Here is a 966-nt window from a genome sequence, read left to right on the forward strand (position 1 = left end):
ACCGGCGAGGACCCGGCCCGCACGCCGCCCCTGCTCCACGACCTCGACGGAGTGGACGTCGACGTCGACATCACCCCTCCCGCGCAGCCCGGCTCCCTCTCGCTCTCCGTCGCCGCCGACGCCGTCGACCTCGCCGAGTCGGGCTCCACCGCCCTCCAGCGCCGGTTCACGGGCGGGCTGCCCACGGTCACCGTCACCGACTCGCGCGTCGGCGCGCAGAACGACTGGTACGTCCTCGCCTCGGCGAGCGCCCTCACCAGCCCGAGCGCCTCGATCGGAGCCGACCACCTCGGCTGGACCCCGCGCCTGATCACCGGCACCGGCGCCATCGCGGGCGATCCGGTCGCCTCCTCCCTCGAGGGCGGCGCGGGCCTGCGGGACGCGCTGCTGCTCGGAGCCGCCGGCGGGGCCGGCACCTGGAGCGCCGACGCCGAGCTGCGGCTGCTGGCCGAGCCGGACGTCGAGGCCGGCTCCTACCGCTCGACGATCACGCTGTCGCTGTTCTCCTAGGCGCGGACCAGCGCAACGGCCGGGGACCGCGCCCCGCGGTCACTCCTGAGCGACCGCGACCGCCACGACGAGCGCGGAGTGGACCGTCGGCTCAGAGACGGCGAAGTAGCGGCTCGAGCCCTCGATCCAGGCCTCGGTCGCGCCCTCCCTGGTGCGGAAGCGGACGGGCTCGTCGCTCGACGTCCCGCGCCCGTCGGCCTTCGCGACCGCCTGCGAGCGCAGATCGGCGAGCACCTGCTCCGCCGTCGTCGCCCCGGACGCCACGCGGTCGCGGACGCTGCGGGCGCGCACCGCGTCGATCCCGATGTCGCGTCCGGTCGCCAGCGCCGCGACCACCGCGCCGTCGCAGTGCGCGATGCTGATCCGCATCCGCTCCAGCGCCGGGTGCTCGCCGCGGAGCACCGGGCGGCCGTGCGGTCCGGAGCAGCGCTCGCAGCGCGCGTCCACGGCGACCTC

1 protein-coding gene and 1 pseudogene are annotated in these 966 nt (G+C 76.6%); one reads left to right on the forward strand and one right to left on the reverse strand.

Annotation, left to right across the window (positions count from 1 at the left end; genetic code table 11):
- Positions 1-510: hypothetical protein (locus C5C82_RS17750; RefSeq protein ID WP_104234620.1), on the forward strand; the 510-nt coding region annotated here is incomplete at its 5' end.
- A gap of 39 nt (positions 511-549) precedes the next feature.
- Here the strand turns inward: C5C82_RS17750 and C5C82_RS17115 are convergent.
- Positions 550-966, reverse strand: a pseudogene (locus tag C5C82_RS17115) (4-phosphopantetheinyl transferase); the annotation flags it as partial.

Origin of the sequence: Rathayibacter sp. AY1D5, from assembly GCF_002932515.1 — a bacterium.
In the GTDB taxonomy this organism is placed as follows: domain Bacteria; phylum Actinomycetota; class Actinomycetes; order Actinomycetales; family Microbacteriaceae; genus Rathayibacter.